Below are 22,567 nucleotides of genomic sequence, written 5' to 3' on the forward strand. Positions count from 1 at the left end.
TTAGTCTAAACTAAGTTTTGCTGCTGTAGCGATTTTCTTTGGTATATCTGTGTTATCCATTTTCTGATTGAATTGTTCGGAGCCAACTCCGATGGCATATACCGGTGCATAGGCGGCCGAATGGTTATTAGAAGCCCAGCTTATTGATCCCATCCGATTTAAGATTGAAATACTCAATGCGGCTATTTTGTCGTCGCTTGCGTAAAGGCTTTTTGCGGTTTCATTTTGATGATCGACAAAGCTTTTTTGGTAGGCCGCTTCTAAAGCACTACGATCAGTTTCATTCATGGTAATTTTGGAAAATAAACCAGTTTGAGCAGCAATAAGATTCTTTAGATCGTCCCATGTTGCATTTGGATTATTTTTACGGAGATTGCCAATTGCGTTAGAAAGTTCTGCATGCGAGGTTTTTTGGTGGGACAAGAATTTCGTTTTCAGCGAAGAACTTCCATTACCGACACCTAATCCTCCTGTTTCATGGTCCGCTGTCACGACTATAAGTGTTTCATTTGGGAACTTTTTATAAAAATCATAGGCAAGTTGTGCAGAGGTATTGAAATCCAACACTTCCTGAATCGTTGTAGCTGCATCATTTGCATGGCATGCCCAATCAATTTTTCCACCTTCAATCATTAAAAAGAAACCATTTGTATTGTCTTGATGCAATGAAGTGATAGCTGCAGATGTGATATCCGCCAATTTTAAATCACTTGGCTTTTGGTCTATAGCATATTTAAGGGCATCTATGGGGCCGCCATCTGAATTCATCAATATGATCTTATCTGATTTATTTGGTAGTTGTGCATAAGCATCTTTTCCTTTAAGCACTTTATAGCCGGCTTTTTCTAATATGGGGAAAAGCGATGGCGCCTTTTTATGATCAAATGTTGTTTCGGGTTTGAGAAAATTGGACCCGCCAAAAAAATCAAAATTGGAAGTGACAATTTCTTTGCCGATTTCGCAATACATGTCGCGGTCTGCTTGGTGCGCATAAAATGAAGCCGGGGTAGCGTGGTCTATGCTGACGCTTGTAATAATACCGACTTTTTTCCCTTTTTGCTTCGCGGCATAAGCTATACTCTTATAGGGGACTGTTCCTGTACTGTCCATACCGATAACACCATTTTTGGTTTTTTTTCCAACGGCTAATGCGGTACCTCCGGCGCCAGAGTCCGTTACACCATTGGACAGTGAATGTGTGGAGGCAAATCCAACGTGAGGAAATTGAGTAAACACAAGTGGGATCGGGTTATCTTTATGCTGTACTTCAGCTTGATGAATTTCAGTGAGATTAACTTGGTTGAGCCCCATGCCATCACCAATTAAGTAAAAGATGTATTTTGCTTCTTGGCCAAAAGAGGGGAAAACATGTACAAAAACGAGGAGGAACAGAAATAAAACGTGTTTTTTCATTTGAATAGTTGTTATTTTAAAAAAACACAAATTAAAGCCTTAGGATTAGCTTACTGTTAATTCAATATTATGAATTGTTTTTTTAGTTGTTTCAACTGGTTTCTGCAGTTAATTCCTTGATATCTTTAACGGTTACTGTATGGATACCTGTTGTATAGTTATTGATTGCCTGTAACATTGCCATAGCAACTTGTGCTACTGAAAGTGGTTCATATGATTTGAATAATCCTATCGTATTAAAGATACGAAGGGCAGTAAGGGCAGTTTTTTCACCGAAGCGATCTGTATTTGGTCGGATTAATCCTCCAGGCTGGAAAATAATAAGCCGATTGAAATCAAGTGCTTTAACATCTTGTTCAAGGCTTCCTTTCATGCGGTTATAAAAAATTTTTGATGCAGGATCCGCAAGAACAGCCGATAATAACAGAAAGGTAGGAAAACCATTTTTTTTGGCCATTGCCGCAAATTGCAAATTAAGATCATGATCTATTTTCCATTGTGCATCTTTACTGCCTGCGTCTTTTAATGTGGTGCCAAGGCAGGAAATTGCGACATCGCCCTGTATCACTTGCTCAAAATCTGTTAGATTTTCGAAATCTACGACAACCTGTTTCAATTTAATGTGCTCCTCAAACGAGACACGTCTTAAAAGCACAACGATTTCCGTAATTTCCTTAGATTTTAACATCAATTGAACGAGTGCCCTTCCTGTAGCGCCAGAACCGCCTATTAAAACTACCTTCATTATTCCCTTACTTATTTTCTTTACCAATTATCTTGAATTAATTGCTTTACTGAGAGTTATTTGCCCAGATGATTGAGCATGTAATTAATCTTTATAATTAGGCTTGCCAGGAGTAAAGCGAACAATAGATTGATCCAATCTGAGTGTATCTGCTACAGTGATTAGATCTTCTTCGACAATAAAATTTTGATCAATAGCGGTTTTTATTGTTGTAAAATCCTCTTGATCGGCATCCTGAAAATAGAGGAGGGATTGAATCGTAGATACTGCCACCAGTTCGAGTAATTCATCTTCACCTTCAAATCCAACATAGAAAAAATCTGCCATAATAATGATATTTGATGTTGTACGAATATACTTTTTTATTTTTAAAATTTGTCAATTAGCACGAGAACTTCTTGAAGAGCGATAGTCACTATGTCAAAAAGTTGTTGAAATTTTAGTTTCTTTGAAACAGTTTTGGGTAGCCATAGTAAAATATATTATATTTGATATAGTCATTTTAAAGATAATTAACAATAAGTTTTAATAACGATGGATAAAGAGCAGATACAAAATTGGTTAGATAATGGGTATGATATACTTCATCATGGAAGACCAGTGAAGGTTGAAGGTGATTTGTGGGACTACATCGACGGATTGGGAAGCTATGAAAATGTATATGTTTTGCGCGAATTGATCTACTGGACAGAAGAAGAATTGGCAAATATTGGTAAGTAGTGTGGGGATCCTGAAATAGATGTTCAGGATCCCATGTATGTTTTTCTTGTACTAGAATATAATATTACGTTTGAAAGCACAGCCTAATTCAATCAGGGAATCTGTTTTTGCGATTCCCGGAATACTATCGATTTTTTCATAGAGTAATTGTCGCATATGTTCGTGGTTCTTAGCAATAATTTTTACATATAGCGTGTAATTGCCTGTAATATAATAGCATTCTGTAACTTCTGGTATTTTCTTAAGTTTTTCAATAATTCGGCTCGAGTCATGATCTTTTTCTAAACTTAGCCCCGTAAAAGCACCCCAATCATAGCCTAGCTTTTTTTCATTTAATACAGGCTTTATACCGGCCAGTATCCCTTGTTCCGTTAATCGGTTGATTCGTTGATGGATCATCGTATTGGATACGCCCATAGCTGTTGCTATTGCAGAATAGGCCATCCGTCCATCTTCGTCTAAATATTTTAAAATCTGTAGATCAAAATCATCGATACTATTCATTATATAAAGTGGTTTAAAAGTTAATTTTAATATTTTTACGCTAATTTAGTGTTAAATTTTATTTTTAAACCAATAAAAAAGTAAATATTGTATATTTGTTATTATTTGAAAAAATCTGAATTATGAGTACAGTAGCTAAACATGGTAAGGGCGAGATGTTCATTGCCAAAGAAGAAAAATATGGAGCGCACAATTATCATCCTCTTCCGGTCGTCTTGGAAAGAGCTGAAGGAGTGATGGTGTGGGATGTTGATGGAAAGTCTTATTTTGATTTCTTGTCTGCATATTCTGCTGTCAATCAAGGACACTGCCATCCGCGGATTATACATGCTTTAAAAGAGCAAGCTGCAAAATTGACACTTACATCGAGAGCATTTTATAATAATAAATTGGGCGATTTTGAAGAAATGCTTTGTCAGTTATTTGGATTTGATAAGGCTTTGGTGATGAATTCGGGAGTTGAAGCGGTAGAAACGGCAATGAAGCTTTGTCGTAAATGGGCCTATCAGGTGAAAGGTGTAGCGGCCAATCAAGCGAAAATTGTCTTTGCCAAGGACAATTTTCATGGTAGAACAATCTCTGTTATATCGGCATCCAATGATCGTACTGCAACACATGAATTTGGCCCCTTTTTAGATGGCATAGTACTCGTTCCCTATAATGACGTTGATGCGCTAGAACAATTATTCATAGCAGATAGAAATATCGCCGGTTTTATCGTTGAGCCGATTCAAGGCGAAGCGGGTATTGTCGTTCCTGACGAGGATTATCTAATGCGAGTGAGACAATTATGTACAAAATACAACGTATTGTTTATTGCAGACGAAATCCAAACCGGTATTGCTCGGACGGGAAGTATGTTGGCGTCCTATGATATTGATGATACGAAAAGTCAAAGCAAACCAGATGTTCTGATTTTAGGAAAAGCTTTATCGGGCGGTGTATTGCCGGTATCGGCAGTGTTGGCAAATGATTCCATAATGTTGTGCATTAAACCGGGCGAACATGGTTCTACCTATGGCGGGAATCCATTAGCTTGTGCAGTAGCTATGGAAGCGCTAAATGTGGTGCGGGATGAAAATTTGACTCAACGGGCGTTTCAGATGGGTGCATTGTTTTTGGATGGATTGCGTCAGATTGCTGCTAAGTGCACGTTAATTACAGAAGTGCGAGGAAAGGGGCTCTTGACAGCCATTGTAATTGATGCGGATGAAGAAAGTGATTTGGCATGGAGTATCTGTCTCAAATTTAAAGAAAATGGACTTTTAGCGAAGCCTACACATGGTAACAAAATTCGATTGGCTCCGCCGTTGGTTATTACAAAAGAGCAAGTCGAGACTTGCTTAGGGATTATTGAGCGATCGTTGACTAATTTGAAATAGTGTATGGAGAAAATGATTGAATTGATCAAAAACAGATCGGACATCGGAGCAGGGACTAGGGGTTCAGATCTGGGCATCGACGCCATCGAGATAGCTGCAATTAATAAAGGAAGTCAGTATTTCATTAATTATCCATTTGTTGATGTGCCGACACGAAATAGCTCCATTTATCAAAATGATAATCATCCTTTTGCGAAACATATTCAGCAGATTTATGAACAATGCAAACAAGTGGCTTCTACTGTTGAAGATAGCTTATCTTCCGGCAATTTTCCATTGGTGTTTTCAGGGGATCATTCCTCCGCAATGGGGACGATCAGTGGTATAAAGTCCGCTTATCCCGATAAACAACTCGGTGTGATCTGGGTAGATGCACATGCCGATATTCATTCTCCGCACACAACTCCCTCTGGTAATATGCATGGAATGCCTTTAGCGGCGATGTTGAATGAGGATAATTTGCCATGCAAAATCAATGAAATAGACGAATCGACACAAGAATTTTGGAATAAACTAAAACGAATAGCTGGCCCAGTAGGTAAAATACAATCCAATCATTTGATTTATTTTGGTGTAAGGGATACGGAAGAACCGGAAGATCTGGTCATTGAACGACTTGGCATTAAGAACTATCGTGTGGAAGATACGAGACAGCGCGGAATAACCGATTGTGTGGCTGAGGCATTGAAAATCCTAGAAGCATGTGATATGGTTTATATCTCTTTTGATGTGGATAGCATGGATAGTGAATTGATCTCGGATGGCACGGGAACACCAGTACCTAAGGGGTTTTTGCCAAGGGAGATTGTGTTGATTTTAGAAGAGATCATCCGATCTGGAAAGGTAATTTGTTTTGAAATTGTTGAAGTTAATCCGTTATTGGACAATAAAGGTAATAAAATGGCAGAGGTGGCATTTGATATATTAGAACGGATCACTCCGCTCATTGAATTGAAATCGGGTAATTAACCGGTTTTGGGATTGTCTATTTTTCAAGCCCTTTTATTGATGATACACATCAATAAAAGGGCTTTTTTAATAGCATATCGTTGAGCTTGGTGGATAAAAATAAGGCAGCCTTCCTTATGTTAAAACTCGTGTTACTTTATGTGATTTAATATTGTGTTAACATGTTTCATGTACATTTGCAATTCGATTATTTACGTTAAATATGAGGATTTCTGATAAAATTATTTTGTTTCTACTTTTTTTTATACAGCTTTTTTTGTGGCACCCAGGTACTGCGCAGGTTGAATCCTTTAAGGATATTAGGGGGTTAAGTCAAAACCATCCTGATTCTGCAATTATGCTCGTCAAAAAACGTTATGCAAAAGCTGTTACGGATAAAGATCTATTGTTACAAGCCAATTGTTTACAGGCGATTGGATGGTTATGTGTCAATCAGGGACATTATGGACAGGCGCAGGACTACTATTTTCAGGCCGATCGACTCTATACGCAATTAAATTCAAAGCAGCATCTTGCTTCGAATTGGAGTGATATCGGGGAACTCAATATTTTCAATAAACAACATGATGTAGCGAAAGTTTATTTTAACAAGGCGCTACATTCTTTCCGAACAGAAGGGGATAAAAATGGAGAGGCAGGTACATTAGGGAATATTGGTCATTTATTTGAAAAGGAAGCTAACTACGACTCCGCCTTTGTCTATCAGAATCTTGCTTTGTCCATTTATAGCAGTGTGGGTAATAAAAATGGAGAAGCCAAGATCCATGAAAATTTGGGCAGTATTTATGAAGACCTGGCAAGGTATGACAGCGCTTTTCTTCATTTTGAAAAAGCAAGTAGGCTCTATACGGAAACAAAAGACAATTATGGAAAAATTGTGGTCATCAATAATATGGGCGATATCTTTAGAAAGACCAATAAATATCTGGAAAGTATCAAATTGACACAATTGGCTTATCAGATGGCGGAAAATTTGGGTGATGTGTATCAAATGGCTGCTACGACAAAAGATTTGAGTAGAACATACGCCTTGCTTGGCCAAATGGATAGCGCATATTTTTATGCCGAAAAGAGCCGTAAGTTGGTGCTTGAACTGTATAGCGTAGATGGTGCTCGACATACAGCTTTTTTTCAGGCGCTCTACGATATGAACCAAAAAGCTGAGGAGATTGAAAAATTACAGGTGACAAAAAGAATCAACTTAATCATGCTGTGGGGTACAATTGTGGTTTTAATTTTGTTAATTGTATTATCCTATGTATTGTATAGTCGCCAGAAAATTAAGATCAAAAATCAGATCGCCGAATCGCGAAAACAGGAGGCCGAACGTGAGTTGACAGAAATTGCGCTTAAAAACCAATTGCTTGAAGATAAGCAGCTCAAACAGGAGCTGTCGATCAAACAGAAAGAATTGACATCCCATACTCTAAACCTGATCCGTAACAATCAATTTTTGGAAGAACTTCGTGATGAATTAAAGGGAATGGTTAAGGACGAACGCAGGGATCAAAAACGACAAATGCAGAAGTTGGTGTTGCAGATCAATGAAAATATCACACAGGGCATCCATTGGAAAGAATTTATGGGAACTTTCGAAAAGGTGCATCACAGCTTTTTTGAAAAACTTATTCAACGATTTCCAGATTTGACGGCCGCAGATATGCGATTAATAGCATTGCTTAAAATAAATTTGAATAATATCGAGATTGCCGTCCTATTGGGCATATCACAAGATAGCCTTCGTGTTGCCAGACATCGATTGCGAAAAAAATTAAGATTGGAACAAGGAGATGATCTAGCGGGTTATCTCGTTGGTATTTCATAATTTTTTAACATAGGAGTAATAGAATGTTAATGGCGTGTAATTTGTTTTTAAGCTACTGTTTATTAGCGTTTTAGATCTATCTGTTTCCTTGCTGTATAGTGCTCTTTTTACCTTGTTTCCTTGTTGTAACGCTAGATATTTTGTGTGATTAAAATTGGCTGCCATCTTTGCGACAACAATCAAAGATTCATAATAATCTAAGCAAAATGAAAAACTTTTTAACGGTATTACTTGCCTCCAGTATTTCGGTCAGCGCTGCTTATGCGACCAAAATCAAAGGTAAGGTATTGGATGGTCAAACTGGTGAAGCTATTGCTGGTGCAACAGTATTCTTGGAACAGAGTGGGCTATCGACCAAAACACAATTGGATGGTTCGTTTGAATTCAAAGGATTATCTGCAGGTGTGGATAGGGTTCATATCAAGCATATGGCCTATGCCGAATTAATTAAAGAAATCGAAATTCAAAAAGAAAATACACCTCATTTTATTTTTCAGCTGACATCTACCGAACAGACATTAATGGAAGTAACCATAAAAGGACGCCGGAATGGGGGGGATGATGATCCTAGTGCAAGGCGTTTGGAAAAGAATGCGTCACAAATTATGAATGTTGTTTCGGCGCGTGCAATAGAGATTTCTCCGGATATCACCGTTGCAAATGTTGTACAGCGTGTTTCGGGTGTATCTATAGAAAGAAATTCGAATGGCGAGGGACAATATGCTATTCTGAGGGGGATGGACAAACGTTACAATACCACTTTAGTGAATGGTGTAAAGGTTCCAAGTCCGGATAATAAATACCGTTATGTGCCTTTGGATTTATTTCCTTCAGATATGTTGGAACGCTTAGAAGTCTACAAGTCGCTAACACCAAATATGGAAGCCGATGCGGTGGGTGGAGTTGTCAATATGGTTATGAAATCGGCACCGACTAAATTATTGCTGCAAGCAAATTTGGCAACAGGTTACAGTCAACGTTATTTTAATCGTGATTTTGGAAGCTTTTCAACAGGCGGAACTTCGGCAAAATCTCCCTACGAACTGAATGGGAAGAATTACAATGCAACTGCTGCTGATTTTAATAAGGGTGCGTTAGATTACACCTATAAAAAGCCCCTTCCAGACCTTGTCGGCAATCTGACAATAGGAAATCGGTATTTGGATGATAAATTGGGCGTTATTTTGGGCGCGAGCTATCAAAATTTACATCGAGGTAGTCGTTCTATTTTCTACAAATCGGCTGTCGTTGGCGTAAATCCCAATGCAGTAATTACTGAGCAGAGCGATCGTCAATATGATGAACAGCAACAACGCTTAGGTTTGCATAACAAGATCGATTATCGATTTAATCCAAATCATCGGATTAGCTTTTATCAAATGTATGTGAATTTAAATAACATGCAATTGCGCGATGCCGTAAATACGATATACAATGGTCAGTATGATCCCAGCATTGGTAAAGCCGAACTGACCTATGTGACAAGAAGCCGAAAAACGCAGCAACAAATTTACAATGGTACCTTACAGGGCGATCATCATTTTTTAGATAATCGTTTGAATGTCCGTTGGTCAGGAGTACTCTCTTCGGCCCGCAATCAATTGCCACAAAATACGATGATCAGTTTGGATGGAGTAGAAGAAAATTTTGAACGTAAAAGGACTTCTCTCGTCAACAAATCTCCTGTAACTTATCGTTGGGAGCGAAATACGGATAATGATCGTGCAGGCTATTGGGATGTAGCCTATAAAGTTCCAATGGAAAACAGTAAGCTGGAACTATCGACCGGTGGTTTGTATCGTGATAAACAGCGTAGTAGTTTTTACAATAACTACAACTTATCACCAGCTTCTGCAGAAGAGGCAAAGTATAAATATGGCGTGGATTTTCAGCGGTATACCGATCTTAATCTGACCGTTACCAACCCTACTGGAGCTGTCGCAAATCCATTAACTTACGACGCCGGTGAGAAGACAACAGCATTGTACGGCATGTTCAATTATGAGAATGACAAATGGCAGATGATCGGTGGTATCCGGATGGAGCATACCAATCAGAATTATAAATTATTGTTTCCTGCAGGAGAAAAAAGACCAGAGGGATCCCAAATTTATACAGAATGGCTGCCAAGTTTGACCATGAAATATCATTTGGACGAAAAACAGCAGCTTCATGCGGCTTATTATCGTGCGTTAAACCGCCCTGGATTTTATGAAATTGTACCCTCAAGTGTGGTTAATGAAGAGTTTTTGGAAAAAGGAAATCCAGATTTAAAACACGCCTTAGCAGATAACTTTGATTTAAGGTATGAATTATTCCCAGAAGCTTCCTCTCAATTTCTTGTAGGTATGTTTTACAAGAAAATCAAAAATCCAATTGAATATACCTTTCAACCGGATGAGGTTCGTAAACAGGATGTATACTACACCCCCGGTAATTTTGGTAACGCCAACAACTTTGGTCTCGAGGTTGATTATATCAAGTATATCCAGAAATTTGGTATTAAGGCCAATTATACCTATACACATTCACGTATAACGACCTCCAAGATGTCACGTCGAATCAACGAAACCACTCAGGACCCTGAAGCGATTATCGTGGATCAAACGAGACCGCTATATGGGCAAGCTGCACATGTGGCCAATCTATCGTTACTTTACAAAGATGCTAATAATGGCTGGGAAGGACAGTTAGCTGGATCTTACACCGGCTCACGAATCAATACAGTGTCGCAATTTTTGAACGATGATTTATGGCAAAAAGGATTTGTTCAGTTAGATGCTTCTATTGAGAAGAAATTTAAAGCTGGCTGGGCCATTTTTGCCAAAGCTAACAACATCTTGAATACACCAATGGAATTGTATGTGAAAGGAACAAATCCCGAAAATGAGAAGATCGCTGAAAAGCTTATTGAAGGCGGAAATACTTTGATTAGAAAGGATTTGTATGGACAGAACTATATCCTTGGTTTACGTTATTCGTTTAGTAAATAATAGACCCGCGTAAAACAGGGCATGTTTTAATCTGAACATGTGCGACGTGAAATAACAACAGTTTGTTTCGGTGAAGCTTTCACTTTTTTGGAAAGCCAATGTTTTGGATAAGTGAAATCTGCTTCATCATTAAAAATTAAATATATACAGATGAAAAATAAATGTATTTTATCGTTTCTAGCGTTTTTTATCGTGGTGCTAAGTGCCTGTGAAAAAGCAAATATTGATGTTGATACTTCTGATGCTGATGGAAGTGCTATAGGTGAGGTCTCCGGTGTGTGGAGCAAAGGGAGTGTGCAGCATATCAAGGGAGATATTATTATTCCTGAAGGCAAGAGCCTGACGATTGAGGAAGGTGTAACCGTATTGATGGATTCTGTCAATAAGCCTGAAATTGTTGTTTTGGGTAATTTGTATGCACTAGGTACAGCTGAAAATCCTGTAAAGTTTACGGTTGAAGATGGGTATAAGACGAAGACGAATGAATTTGGCAAGTTATGGGGAGGAATTTTAGCCGCTCCAAGCTGCCAGGAACTTGTTTTGGACAATACCGTCATTGAATATGGTGGTGCAATTACATCAGATGCGTCGACTTCTGTAAAAATGGGCTTGTATAAAAAAGTGTCTGGTGAAGCTTTGCCAGCGTTGTGGTTCTCAAATTCAGACGGAAAACTAGTTGTTCAAAATAGTACTGTAAGTCATTTTCACGAAGACTGCACGTATATTGAAGGTGGAAAAATCATTTTCGCTAACAATCGTTTCTTTTCTAATGGGGTGACAGGTGGAGAAGCGATGAATTTCAAATCCGGATGTCTTGCAGATGTTGCTTATAACCTAGTGTATAGTGTAAATACCAATGCATTAAAACTATCCAACTCGGGAGACCGTACACCTCAGGCTTATATTATTGTTTATAATAATACCATGCTCAATACAGGGTGGCGCAGACCTACAGCCAAAGGAGGTTCCATATGGTTAGAAGCCTCTGTCAGAGCAGAAATTTATAATAATCTTTTTGCAAATACACGGTTTGGAGTCAAGCGTGATCCTAAAAAACCAGAAGATAACCGTTCTGTGTCAGGTAATAATTGGTATTATGGCTACGGTCAATTGACTGTAGATCAGTTTCAGGTCGGTAAAAATGATATTGTAGGCGGTAGTAATGATGTTAGAGGTAAAGTGGCAGGGGAGAATAATCCTAAATTTGTTTCTTATCCTTTAGAAACATCGGTTGACAATTACGTATTTGATTCAACCTGGGATTTTCATCTTCAGGGGAATTCACCTGCATTAAAGGCCGGTACTTTGGCTTTTAAACCCCATTTTACGAGTGGCCTGGTGATGTCAAACGGGCTAACATATAATTCCCCTCAGCCTGCAGCTTATGTTGGGGCATTTGGTTCCAAATTCTAATTTACTTCATATAATGACAAATTTAAAAACAATACTAACACTAACTTTGGGAGCATCAACCCTGCTTCAAATAGCATGCAAAAATGCGCAAACAAATACGGTAAACTCAGTTAAACCCGTTATTGTGACCGATGCTGTACGTTATGATTCGGATGATCCTGCAATTTGGATCAATAAGAGCGATCCGAGCAAGAGTCTGATTATAGCAACGGATAAAGATGCCGATGGAGCTTTATTCGTGTACGATTTACAGGGTAAAACGGTCAAAGAAAAAGTGGTTTCCAATTTAAAACGACCAAACAATGTTGATGTAGCGTACGGTTTGGTATTGGGGGGGAAACCTGTCGATATCGCTGTCACAACAGAGCGTATGACCCATAAATTGCGTATTTTTTCACTACCTGACATGAAGCCGATCGATCAAGGGGGATTAGATATGTTTGTTGGTGAAACTGAACCTGAATTTAGGGATCTGATGGGGATTGCCCTATATACTTCTCCAAAAGGAGAGATCTATGCTATTGTTGGGCGAAAAAATGGACCAAAAGAAGGCTATTTGGGACAATATTTATTGGAGGATAATGGTTCTGGTTCAGTAAAAGCTACATTGGTTCGCAAATTTGGTTCATTTAGTGGAAAGAAAGAGATTGAGGCAATAGCGGTGGACAATGAGCTTGGGTATATTTACTATTCGGACGAACAGGTTGGCGTAAAACAATACTATGCGGATCCAGCAAAGGGAAACCAACAGTTGGCATTATTTGCTACAGCAGGTTTTAAAGAAGATCATGAAGGTATTTCGATTTATAAAGTGACCGACAGTACTGGATATATCTTGGTGTCGGACCAGGGTGCAAATCGTTTTCAGGTTTTTAGTCGGGAAGGAACCAAAAGCAATCCTTTCGAACATAAATATCTGAAGACTGTGCCGGTTATGGCAACACAAAGTGATGGTTCAGAAACTACCTCTTTTAATTTAAATGAAACCTTCAAACATGGCTTGTTTGTTGTTATGAGTGACGATAAAACATTCCATTATTATCGATGGGAAGATATTGCCAGAGCCGATTTGAAAAAGAAATAGGTGACGAATTAATATTTCAGCAACAGTTGTGATTTGATTCGCAACTGTTGCTTTTTTTGCTATCGGAAATTTTATCAGTGGTAATTAGCGCCGTTATTTATACACTGACCGGAATTTTAAACCAAAAGGTTGACCCTTGGCCGATCTGGCTGTCGACACCAATTTCTCCTTGATGTTTTTGAATAATTTCTTTGCAAATAAACAGTCCTATGCCAAATCCCGAAGCATAACGATCCGTATCGTCATTTACACGATAGAATTTATTGAATATTTGTTTCTGATCCTTATGATTGATGCCTCTTCCTTGGTCTTTGATCTCGACTTCAAAATAACCTGAATGTATGGCCACATGCATGGTAATTGTTGAATTACTGGGCGAATATTTAATGGCATTATCCATGAAGTTGATTAACACTTGTTCGATTTTATCACGATCGGCGATAATCTCCAAATTCGAATCTATTGCTCCTGAATAATGAATGAAGTGCTTTACAGATTTTAAAGAATAGATATTTTGAATATAATCGAGTAAAGAACAAACGTTAAATGTCTTTTTGCGAAGTACTAACTTACCCTCATTTAATTGAGTAACATTTAAAAAGCCGTCGATTAAACCGCGCATGCGCGTTGCTTGCTCATTAGATTGGTGGAGATATTGCATGCGCTTTTCGGTGCTCAGTGTACCTTCTTTGGCCTGTAGTAATTGGATATAGGCAATTAGTGAGGTTAAAGGTGTTTTGAGTTCATGACTTGCGATACTAATAAAGTCTAGTTTTTTCCTTTCTTCTTCCTTGTCATTGGTGCTGTCTATTATAGCGCCGTAGATCATGTGTCTTGTCGTATCCGATTCCAATTGACTTCCGCCTATTGACCTTAACCATTTTATCTTACCCGTTTTTTTATCTTTTATTTCACATTGACAATCGAAAGGAGATTGTTTGTGTGTTACTTCCTGAAAAACATGATGGATGATGTTTCTATACTGAGGCAGGATTTGGTCAAAAAAGTTAGATTCTTTTATTTTGTCATACTGATCGAAGCCAAATAATTCACGGCAACGATCATTGAGTTCCATTTTCTTGGTTTCCATGTCAATAGAAAAGATACCGATACCGGCGGCTTCTACGATCATTCTAAACTGTTGATCTCTTTTGGCGATAAGTTGATTAATTGCTTCAAGTTTTTCATGCTCCTGATGCTGGATTGTAATATCTATAGCGGTGCCTGCAAACCATTCGGGCTGTTGATCTTGGTCAAAGTATACTCTTCCTTTACAGTGCAACCACGGTAATTGAAGATCTTGTGCTCCAATGGTTCTAAATTGTACGTCATAAACACCTTTGTTCTGGTAAGCCAGTGATTTTTTGACTTCTTGATCGATTCTATTCCTATCTTCTGGATGAATATATTTGAGTACCTCATTGTATGGAACATATTCACCTTTAGCAAAACCAAAGAGTTCTCGAGTCCGTTCATCCCAATTGACCATATAATTTTTACAATTTAAATTCCATGTTCCCATCTCGGCTGACTGTAAAGCAAAATGGTAATGTTCTTCACTTTCTATGATTTTCTTGAGTGCATCCTTAAGTTTTTCATTGAGATCTTCGGTATGTTTAGGTGATAAGGTGTAATTATTTGTAGGGATTTTGTAATGGTTTCCTGCTACTGTATATTTTTGAGTTAATAAATCTTGTAGCAGTTTTCGTTCAATGGTGTTTTTTTCTTGCGTTTGTGGGTGGTTGTCTTCATTTTCAGGTATCAGTCTAATTTGATTAAATATGCCATAAATTTCACCCTTTTCATTGATGAGCGGATGATATTCAAAAGTGTGCGTATAACCTAGTAAAGACTGTTTTTCGGTTTTGAGCTTAATCTTTATCTTTTCGATAACCGCAGTTTTTCCGTTTATCCAAGCATTTTTCAAGAGGGGGGTATATGGCGTTAAATCTTCTCGTTGAAGACAGTTTTCAAGACATTGCCCAATAATGCGCTGATCACAATTCCAGAGTTTTAACATGTTAGTGCTTGCATAAGAAATACGGAGATCTGCGCTATCATAAATTGCGCAAGCATCCAATGAAGAAGAGAGAACGGCTAAAATATCTTTATCTGAACAAATCATAACATATCAAAAATTAAGTGTTGATTAAAGCGATATCACGTATAGCTTGATTTAATAACATACAAATATTGTTCCTTTTCTCATGGGTTTTCGTTCTATCGAAAAATGACAGGAGTTGTCGGTCGGTATGAGGTCCTCTATTTTATTTTCCATTTCATCCTGAGGGCTGTTTAATATGGAGTCATGATATCAATAGTACAGTGAGTAGAAATTCGTATCTTTATTTTGTTTATGCAGTCTGTTTCTTTTTTATTCCAAATCGGAAAATACAATACACCATCATTGTCGTATATGGTTGGAAGAAAATAGAATTGAAAGTTTTTATTTAAATGCTATAGAAGATGAATACGGTTAATATACTATTGGTTGAAGATCACATGGTCGTACGGAATGGTATTAAACTACTTTTAGAATCCCAAGGAGAATTTGCGGTGATAGGCGAGGCATCTGATGGTACGGAAGCGCTGTCTATATTGGCAAATGGTTTAGCTCCCGATATTATCTTAACTGATATAAGTATGGAGCATATGGACGGGATGGAGCTTTTAAAAATCATCAGTCAAAAATATCCATTGGTCAAAGTTGTGATATTATCCATGCTAAGTCAAATTCATTATGTTGTTGAAGGTTTTGAACATGGACTTTCAGGCTATCTGTTGAAAAATGTAGGTTATAATGAATTACTTTTTGGATTAAAGCATGTCGCTGAAGGTGGGCGGTATATGAGTGAAGAAATTAGCTTAGCCTTACTTGAACAAGTTTCTTCGGGTCAAGTTTATACGGATGCTGGCTCGAATACTATCCTAGATTTGGAAATAAGCGAACGTGAGCTAGACGTATTGGAATTGATCGCGGACGGGTTTACAAATCTAGAAATTGCAGATAAAATCTTTTTGAGTAAGCGTACTGTTGAAGGATATCGGCAGAACTTGATTGATAAAACAGGAGTGAAGAATACTGCGGAATTAGTAAAATATGCTTTTCAACATGGCTTATTAAAAAAATCATGATAACTATTTCTGTTCCTCGCGGCCATGTCACAGAGGATGATCTTTGAAAGTACTGCGCATCCCGTTACTTTAATTTTGGTATTTTTTCTTGAAAACGGTTGAAAATAAATAGACCAGCTCCAATAATAATAAATGGTATGCTAAGTAGCTGTCCCATATTGATGAATAGGGAGTCTTCAAAATGCTCTTGATTGATTTTCAAAAACTCATCCAAAAATCTGAACGAAAACAGCAAAACCAACAGCAAGGCGAAATAGTTTCCATTGTTACGTCGAAGCTCTTTTTCTTTCCACAAACGATATAACAATACTAATAATAGGAGACAAAATAATGCTTCATAAAGCTGTGCCGGATGCCGGGGTATCGTATCGATATGGGTAAACACAAAAGCCCAAGGTAAACTACTTGCTGTGCCAATCATTTCAGAGTTCATTAAGTTACCAAGACGAATGCAAGCCCCTGCTATAGGGACGACCAAAGCAACCCGATCTGCCACCCAAAGAAAAGGAAGCTGCTGTTTTTTTGCAAATAAATAGATCGCAATCAGGATACCTATCCCTCCGCCATGGCTTGCCAGCCCACCTTCCCAAATGGCCATTATTTTTAAGGGATGATCTAGGTAATAACTGGGGTCATAAAATAATACATGCCCTAGTCTAGCTCCGATAACGGTACCCAAAACGATGTAAATAGTTAGCTGATCTAAAAACTCGATTGGCCGACCTTCTTTCTTAAATAATGAACCTAATATCTTATAGCATAATACAATGCCCAATAACCAAAATAGCCCGTACCAGCGAACTGGATGGTCAATAATTGGAATAACAAAGATATCACTATCTATATTCCAGTTTATGTAAGTTAAGATTAGATTATTTACCATATTACGTTTTAGCGTGATGCTCCATAGTATAGGTATGTGGTTGGGATATTTCGTTACACATTTTGATGAAAAAACATGAAATTCTCTTTATTGATGCAAATATTGAGTCATATACTGCGATTATTAACTATGAAGTTTTCGTTGTTTGACCAATTTGTATGTTTGTGGGGAGTAAAAGGAAACTAACTATAACCGAGTTCAATAATTGCGACCGGTGTTTTTATTGGAGAAGAATATTAGCATAAGTATCAGCCGGGTTAAATACTTTTGAAAGTATATATTGTTTTTTTGATAATATTCCGATATTCGACAATAGATAACATAATATGGACAGCACCTTGCGTATTTCTTTTAATAGCGGTTTACATCTTGTGAAAGCTTATCATAATTAATGAACGAGGTTATGGAAAAATATAGGCACCTTCATGTAAATTTAAACAGATAGTTATATTCTGATGATACGAAATTTGACAAGATTTACTTTTTATTTTTTATCTCTCGTGCTCATGGCACAGTTACTCTCTTGTCATCAAAGTGGCCAACAGGCGTCTAAAAATAATACGCATATCGAAGATAATTCACTTGATTTAACCTATCAGGATACATTATTAAAATTTCTCGCTTTACAAGATTTTAGGGATCAATCTATTATAGCAAAGAAGACAACAGTATTTGCTCAGGACAAGCATTTTAATAATTCTGGTTATAATTGGATTTTTTTGGCGTATAACTATTTGTTGGACGATAAAATTGATTCAATAGAAATTGCGCTGAAAAACCTTGATGGGAGAAAATTGTCTCCGGATTTGCTTGTTCTGAAGGATTACTTTAAAATAAGCGCTAATTTTAGTTTTAATGATGTGACTACTATTGGCATCATGGAGCAAATTATCGATGCTAAAGAATATGCGTTAGAAAATAAGAGTAGGTTTAGCTTTCTTTTTTTCAATCTATTGGCAAATGCAAATTATCGTCGAGCTGACTATAACCAGGCGCTCAAAGATAACGAGTCATGGTATCATTATCATCCCAACAGATCCGACGCCCATGTTGCGCAAGCCTATCAGGAGATCAAATTTATGCAGTATATTGAACTGCATGATTTTGAGAAGTTAAAAGCAACACTGGATAGCTGCAAGTACTATGCGAATAAAACGGCTGATTCTGCAATCATTATGCGCATGTATAATTTACAGGCGCAGTATTTCTTTAGCATAGGGAATAGTCGAAAAGCGGTAGAGGCATCCCAAAAATATTTTAATTATTTATCTTCAAGCAAGGCGCTCAATGCCTATGCGTATGCGAATTTGGCAAAAAATTTTTTGAATAATCATCAAATTGACTCGGCGATCTACTATTTTAATGCTGGATTGCAGTTTATCAAAACACATAAAGGCAAGCAAAATAAATTATTCTATTACCAGAATCTACAAGTAGCACACGCATTAAAAGGAGATTATGAACGGGCTTATTTTACCTTGGATTCGGCCTATCAGGATTATAAAAATAGCACAAAAAGTATTGAAAATGAACGTATCAATGAGATCAATACACGGTATGAAACTGAAAAAAAGGATCAGGCTATTAAGCTTTTAAAAACAACAAATGCATTCAACCATAAGATTATGGTCCAACAGCGCTGGATTTTTGTTATTTTATTTGCGCTGATCTTTAGCATTGCATTCTTCATTTATTACCGGAATAAACAAAAGCTATTGAAAAATATTAATCAGCGTATAGTTGCCGAAAATAGACAATTAATTTTAGAGCAGAAGACGCGACAAAACCAGCTTAATCCCCATTTTATTTATAATGCTATAGCTAATTTGCAAGGTTTGATCAGTAGTGAGCAAAAAGCAAAGGCAAATCAGTACCTCATCTTATTGTCCCGTCAAATTCGTGATATACTCGAATTAAATAGGGAAGAGTATATTTCTTTGGATCAAGAAATTAAATCATTAAAGAATTATATACTTTTACAGCAGATGCGCTATCAAGATGTATTTGATTTTGAAATTGAGAGCGGTAACTTGGATGTTGATGATGTCATGATTCCTCCTATGTTGATTCAGCCTTTTGTTGAAAACGCTATTGAACATGCTTTCAAAAATTTGAATTATCGTGGACAATTGCAAATTCTTTTTAATCAGGAAGCAGATCAATTGCATATTGTTATCAGTGACAATGGCTGGGGAATGCAATCTTATCAGAAAAATAATGCACACAAGACCTCTCTTTCACAAGTTATCACGAAAGAGCGCCTTGAGCTTTTGTTTAATGATCCTCAGCAAAAAGCAAGGATTGAAATAAAGCCCAATTATAGAGAAGATAAAAGTGGATATCGCGTAGAACTCTATATCCCACTCGTTTTATATTTTAATTAAATACGTGAAATTATGAAAGTTTATATTCTTGAAGATGAGTATAATATCTATTTGTACATTAAGTCTTTATTGGATGCTATTCCTTATGTCCAGATCGTTGGTTATAGTCCATCAATCGCCCAGGCAGAACGTGAGTTACTTGTATCTAATCCAGATCTTATTTTAGCTGATATTCAATTGAAAGATGGATCAAGCTTATCCTTCCTCTCAGAGCTGAAATTGGACATAAACACAATCTTTATAACCGCATTTAACCAATATGCTATAGAAGCCCTTAATATAGGCGCTATTGCCTATTTATTAAAGCCTTTGGTTCCGGAACAATTTATAGAGGCTATTGAAAAATGCTATAAGAAAAATACAGAGTTTAGATTCAATAGCATGCAACTAAGTATGGCCGAAAGCTATCTGAAGTCACCAGTTAGACCTAAGAAAATAGCACTACGTACATTTGAATACACCCAAATTGTGAATATCGATGATATTCTTTATTGTCAAGGAGATAAGGGCTATACCACATTTTATATTAAAGACAATAAACCGATGATGGTTTCGAAAGTCCTCAAACATTTTGAAACTATGCTTCCTGAATCCGAATTTATTCGTTGTCATCAATCTTATTTAATCAATGCAAACTATATAAAAAAATATTTCAAGGATGGGCAGATAGAAATGTCCGATGGTAAAATGATTCCTGTTGCGACAAGAAAAAAAGATGTCATCCAGCAATTCTTGAATGATATATAAGGCTTGAAGTAACAAAGGCTCTACGATTCGAAGTAGCGTTGTTTTTACTAAAAAACATAGCACTCTCTTTTATTACTAAAATAATTAGTATTATATTTGTGTGTAATATTAAATAAGAGGGGCTATGATGTTAGAAGATAAACAGGCTTTGATCAGCAAACTTAAAAAGGACTTGCTTGCCTGGCAAGGGGTACCTCAAAGGTCAAATGATGCAAGCACGATGGGTTTGGGGCCATTGGAGAAAGCTTTTCCGAATGGAGTTTTTCCTAAAGGAGTAATACACGAGTTTGTGAGCTTTAACCGCATGGATAGTGCTGCATCCTGTGGGTTTATTGGTGGTCTTCTTGGAAAACTTATGCAAGCTGATGGGATTTGTATTTGGATAGGCTCCATTCAAACGGTATTTCCAGCGGCAATCAGATCATTTGGGGTTGATCCAGCATCGATTGTTTTTGTTTCTATGAAACGGGAGAAGGATGTGTTATGGGCGATGGAAGAAGCGTTGAAATGTCATGGCATAACAGCCGTGTTGGCCGAAATACATCAGCTGGATTTTGTTCAGTCGAGGCGCCTTCAACTTGCCGTAGAAAAAAGCCGGGTTACCGGGTTTATACTTCAACATAGCCCAAAGATCTTGTTGGCGACGAGTTGTGCGGCACGTTGGAAAGTCACTTCTTTACCTAGTCAATCGGATGATGGATTGCCCGGTATCGGCTATCCCTGTTGGGATGTAGAGCTGCTCAAGGTAAGGAATGGTAGTCCAGCTAAAGAGCAAATAACCTGGTCTCCACAAGGATTTAAAACATTTTCTAAAAAGGAGATACAGGTAAAAGACTGGAATTATAACTACCAAAATCTTGGCTAGTCATGAAAAAAAGATTTGCCTCACTTTGGTTTCCTCATCTGAAAACAGATTGGCTCACTGTTTGCAAACCACATTTGCAAAATATTCCCTTTGTATTGTCCATCGCTGCTCAAGGAAGATTAATCGTCAGTGGGAGTAACTCATTAGCGGAGCAAGTGGGGGTGCATTCAGGTATGGCCATAGCGGATGCACGGGCATTTATTCCATCACTTAAAATAATCAATGAGCAAGCTGGATTGGCTGAAAAGTTACTCCATTCGATAGCAGAGTGGTGCATCAGGTATACACCACAGGTTGCATTAGATACGCCCGACGGTATCATCCTGGATATTAGTGGTTGTGCTCATCTTTGGGGCGGGGAGGCGGCCTACTTAACAAGTATTGTCTCTAAATTTAAACAACATGGTTATGAGGTACGTATGGGGATTGCTGATACCATTGGGGCCGCATGGGCGGTAGCACATTTTGGACACGAAGATATCATTATAAATGAACTGGCGCAGTCGGAAACGCTTCTTCCATTAAGTCCTGCTGCATTACGACTGGAAGATGTTCAATTGAAGCGGTTACAATCGCTTGGATTACGGTCAATCGGAAGTTTTGCAAAAATGCAACGTTCAGTGTTGCGTAGAAGATTTGGCGATAGTTTACTGCTCCGACTGGACCAGGCCATGGGATTGGAAGATGAATTTGTTATTTCTATAAAACCTGTCTTACCCTATGAAGAACGTTTACCTTGTTTGGAGCCTATCTGTACAGCAAATGGTATTGAACTGGCTTTGGAAGATTTATTAAACAAGTTGTGTAAGCGTTTGTCGGGGGAGGGTAAAGGATTACGTGCAGCCGAATTGAATTGTCATCGCGTGGACGGAAAGATAGAGACCATTACTATTGAGACTAATCGTGCTACTGCTCAGGTTAAACATATCCTTCAATTATTTGTCCTAAAGATTCCGCAAATTGAACCGGCATTGGGTATTGAATTATTTACCTTGGGCATATCCAAAGTTGAGACGGCAGATCCTGTTCAGGAAAATCTTTGGAACAATAGAATTAGTCTCAAAAACCCGACGGTTACCGAACTTTTAGATCGCTTGAAAAGTAGGGACGCCAATTGTGAGATTTCACGCTACGTTCCATCTGCGCACTACTGGCCCGAACGATCCATGAAAATAGCGGCTACAATGGATGAGGTTGCAACTGTTGACTGGCAAACTGCACGAACACGTCCAACACGACTATTGAAGATCCCTGAACGTATTATAGTCACAGCACCCATACCCGACTATCCACCCATACTGTTCCGTTATAAGGGAGATACCTATACTATAAGGAAAGCAGATGGCCCCGAACGTATTGAACGCGAATGGTGGATTGATCCTGGTGAACATCGGGATTACTATGCAGTGGAAGATCTGGAAGGTCGGCGTTTTTGGTTATATCGCGCAGGGCATTATGACGGACAGGCAGATCAATGGTTTTTACATGGTTTTTTTGCATAAGGT

At 37.9% G+C, this 22,567-nt stretch carries 18 protein-coding genes; 12 read left to right on the forward strand and 6 right to left on the reverse strand.

All coding sequences use genetic code 11. From position 1 onward, the window contains the following. From GVK91_RS01565 to GVK91_RS01575, 3 genes are all read right to left on the reverse strand, one after another. Positions 1-1,413: an alkaline phosphatase gene (locus GVK91_RS01565; protein ID WP_159726573.1), complete on the reverse strand. Its 1,413-nt coding sequence runs from the start codon at positions 1,411-1,413 to the stop codon at positions 1-3. Positions 1,414-1,504: 91 nt separating this feature from the next. Continuing rightward, positions 1,505-2,158, reverse strand: a complete 654-nt coding sequence (locus tag GVK91_RS01570; RefSeq protein ID WP_159726575.1) for an NAD(P)H-binding protein — start codon at positions 2,156-2,158, stop codon at positions 1,505-1,507. Positions 2,159-2,242: 84 nt separating this feature from the next. Beyond that, complete coding sequence (locus GVK91_RS01575) at positions 2,243-2,485, reverse strand: hypothetical protein (protein ID WP_153844578.1); 243 nt, start codon at positions 2,483-2,485, stop codon at positions 2,243-2,245. A gap of 207 nt (positions 2,486-2,692) precedes the next feature. On the opposite strand from GVK91_RS01575, the gene GVK91_RS01580 reads away from it, so the two are divergent. After that, on the forward strand, positions 2,693-2,878 hold the full coding sequence (locus tag GVK91_RS01580; protein ID WP_046673540.1) for a hypothetical protein: 186 nt from the start codon (positions 2,693-2,695) through the stop codon (positions 2,876-2,878). 51 nt (positions 2,879-2,929) lie between these two features. Here GVK91_RS01580 and GVK91_RS01585 read toward each other — a convergent pair whose 3' ends face one another. Next, complete coding sequence (locus tag GVK91_RS01585; protein ID WP_159726577.1) at positions 2,930-3,382, reverse strand: Lrp/AsnC family transcriptional regulator; 453 nt, start codon at positions 3,380-3,382, stop codon at positions 2,930-2,932. 122 nt (positions 3,383-3,504) lie between these two features. Between GVK91_RS01585 and rocD the strand changes: the two genes are divergently transcribed. The 6 genes from rocD to GVK91_RS01615 all read left to right on the forward strand — a co-directional run bounded on the left by rocD (position 3,505) and on the right by GVK91_RS01615 (position 13,048). Continuing rightward, positions 3,505-4,764, forward strand: coding sequence for an ornithine--oxo-acid transaminase (rocD, locus tag GVK91_RS01590; RefSeq protein WP_159726580.1), 1,260 nt, complete (start codon positions 3,505-3,507; stop codon positions 4,762-4,764). 3 nt (positions 4,765-4,767) lie between these two features. Beyond that, positions 4,768-5,733 carry an arginase gene (locus GVK91_RS01595; protein ID WP_159726582.1) on the forward strand — a complete coding sequence of 322 codons (966 nt, stop codon included), beginning with the start codon at positions 4,768-4,770 and terminating at the stop codon, positions 5,731-5,733. A gap of 202 nt (positions 5,734-5,935) precedes the next feature. Further along, positions 5,936-7,558, forward strand: coding sequence for a tetratricopeptide repeat protein (locus GVK91_RS01600; protein ID WP_159726584.1), 1,623 nt, complete (start codon positions 5,936-5,938; stop codon positions 7,556-7,558). 206 nt (positions 7,559-7,764) lie between these two features. After that, the gene (locus GVK91_RS01605; RefSeq protein ID WP_159726586.1) at positions 7,765-10,551 is read left to right on the forward strand and encodes a TonB-dependent receptor; all 2,787 of its coding nucleotides are present in this window, start codon (positions 7,765-7,767) and stop codon (positions 10,549-10,551) included. 150 nt (positions 10,552-10,701) lie between these two features. Continuing rightward, positions 10,702-11,964, forward strand: coding sequence for a right-handed parallel beta-helix repeat-containing protein (locus GVK91_RS01610; protein WP_159726588.1), 1,263 nt, complete (start codon positions 10,702-10,704; stop codon positions 11,962-11,964). Between the two features lie 13 nt (positions 11,965-11,977). After that, positions 11,978-13,048 (forward strand): phytase, encoded by a 1,071-nt coding sequence (locus GVK91_RS01615; protein WP_159726589.1) that lies wholly within the window; start codon positions 11,978-11,980, stop codon positions 13,046-13,048. 97 nt (positions 13,049-13,145) lie between these two features. Here GVK91_RS01615 and GVK91_RS01620 read toward each other — a convergent pair whose 3' ends face one another. Continuing rightward, positions 13,146-15,173 carry an ATP-binding protein gene (locus GVK91_RS01620; RefSeq protein WP_159726591.1) on the reverse strand — a complete coding sequence of 676 codons (2,028 nt, stop codon included), beginning with the start codon at positions 15,171-15,173 and terminating at the stop codon, positions 13,146-13,148. A 341-nt stretch (positions 15,174-15,514) separates the two neighbouring features. On the opposite strand from GVK91_RS01620, the gene GVK91_RS01625 reads away from it, so the two are divergent. Beyond that, positions 15,515-16,183 carry a response regulator transcription factor gene (locus GVK91_RS01625; protein ID WP_153844569.1) on the forward strand — a complete coding sequence of 223 codons (669 nt, stop codon included), beginning with the start codon at positions 15,515-15,517 and terminating at the stop codon, positions 16,181-16,183. Between the two features lie 64 nt (positions 16,184-16,247). Here the strand turns inward: GVK91_RS01625 and lgt are convergent, their stop codons facing one another. After that, positions 16,248-17,066: a prolipoprotein diacylglyceryl transferase gene (lgt, locus tag GVK91_RS01630; RefSeq protein ID WP_159726593.1), complete on the reverse strand. Its 819-nt coding sequence runs from the start codon at positions 17,064-17,066 to the stop codon at positions 16,248-16,250. 506 nt (positions 17,067-17,572) lie between these two features. Here lgt and GVK91_RS01635 point away from each other — a divergent pair. The 4 genes from GVK91_RS01635 (at position 17,573) to GVK91_RS01650 (ending at position 22,564) form a co-directional block, all read left to right on the forward strand. Further along, positions 17,573-19,450 carry a sensor histidine kinase gene (locus tag GVK91_RS01635; RefSeq protein ID WP_159726595.1) on the forward strand — a complete coding sequence of 626 codons (1,878 nt, stop codon included), beginning with the start codon at positions 17,573-17,575 and terminating at the stop codon, positions 19,448-19,450. 12 nt (positions 19,451-19,462) lie between these two features. Further along, on the forward strand, positions 19,463-20,197 hold the full coding sequence (locus tag GVK91_RS01640) for a LytTR family DNA-binding domain-containing protein (RefSeq protein WP_159726597.1): 735 nt from the start codon (positions 19,463-19,465) through the stop codon (positions 20,195-20,197). A 124-nt stretch (positions 20,198-20,321) separates the two neighbouring features. Beyond that, entirely contained in the window at positions 20,322-21,062 is a 741-nt protein-coding gene (locus tag GVK91_RS01645; RefSeq protein ID WP_159726599.1) for an ImuA family protein, read from the forward strand. 2 nt (positions 21,063-21,064) lie between these two features. Further along, positions 21,065-22,564, forward strand: a complete 1,500-nt coding sequence (locus GVK91_RS01650; RefSeq protein WP_159726601.1) for a DNA polymerase Y family protein — start codon at positions 21,065-21,067, stop codon at positions 22,562-22,564. Positions 22,565-22,567: the final 3 nt, after the last annotated feature.

The organism is Sphingobacterium sp. 18053, from assembly GCF_902706145.1.
GTDB lineage: Bacteria > Bacteroidota > Bacteroidia > Sphingobacteriales > Sphingobacteriaceae > Sphingobacterium > Sphingobacterium paramultivorum.

Coding starts and splice junctions, on each gene's coding strand:
- rocD (WP_159726580.1), top strand. CDS start 3,505: ATGAGTACAGTAGCTAAACATGGTAAGGGCGAGATGTTCATTGCCAAA.
- GVK91_RS01595 (WP_159726582.1), top strand. CDS start 4,768: ATGGAGAAAATGATTGAATTGATCAAAAACAGATCGGACATCGGAGCA.
- lgt (WP_159726593.1), bottom strand. CDS start 17,066: ATGGTAAATAATCTAATCTTAACTTACATAAACTGGAATATAGATAGT.
- GVK91_RS01620 (WP_159726591.1), bottom strand. CDS start 15,173: ATGATTTGTTCAGATAAAGATATTTTAGCCGTTCTCTCTTCTTCATTG.
- GVK91_RS01650 (WP_159726601.1), top strand. CDS start 21,065: ATGAAAAAAAGATTTGCCTCACTTTGGTTTCCTCATCTGAAAACAGAT.
- GVK91_RS01640 (WP_159726597.1), top strand. CDS start 19,463: ATGAAAGTTTATATTCTTGAAGATGAGTATAATATCTATTTGTACATT.
- GVK91_RS01585 (WP_159726577.1), bottom strand. CDS start 3,382: ATGAATAGTATCGATGATTTTGATCTACAGATTTTAAAATATTTAGAC.
- GVK91_RS01625 (WP_153844569.1), top strand. CDS start 15,515: ATGAATACGGTTAATATACTATTGGTTGAAGATCACATGGTCGTACGG.
- GVK91_RS01580 (WP_046673540.1), top strand. CDS start 2,693: ATGGATAAAGAGCAGATACAAAATTGGTTAGATAATGGGTATGATATA.
- GVK91_RS01600 (WP_159726584.1), top strand. CDS start 5,936: ATGAGGATTTCTGATAAAATTATTTTGTTTCTACTTTTTTTTATACAG.
- GVK91_RS01605 (WP_159726586.1), top strand. CDS start 7,765: ATGAAAAACTTTTTAACGGTATTACTTGCCTCCAGTATTTCGGTCAGC.
- GVK91_RS01615 (WP_159726589.1), top strand. CDS start 11,978: ATGACAAATTTAAAAACAATACTAACACTAACTTTGGGAGCATCAACC.
- GVK91_RS01565 (WP_159726573.1), bottom strand. CDS start 1,413: ATGAAAAAACACGTTTTATTTCTGTTCCTCCTCGTTTTTGTACATGTT.
- GVK91_RS01610 (WP_159726588.1), top strand. CDS start 10,702: ATGAAAAATAAATGTATTTTATCGTTTCTAGCGTTTTTTATCGTGGTG.
- GVK91_RS01575 (WP_153844578.1), bottom strand. CDS start 2,485: ATGGCAGATTTTTTCTATGTTGGATTTGAAGGTGAAGATGAATTACTC.
- GVK91_RS01570 (WP_159726575.1), bottom strand. CDS start 2,158: ATGAAGGTAGTTTTAATAGGCGGTTCTGGCGCTACAGGAAGGGCACTC.
- GVK91_RS01635 (WP_159726595.1), top strand. CDS start 17,573: ATGGCACAGTTACTCTCTTGTCATCAAAGTGGCCAACAGGCGTCTAAA.
- GVK91_RS01645 (WP_159726599.1), top strand. CDS start 20,322: ATGATGTTAGAAGATAAACAGGCTTTGATCAGCAAACTTAAAAAGGAC.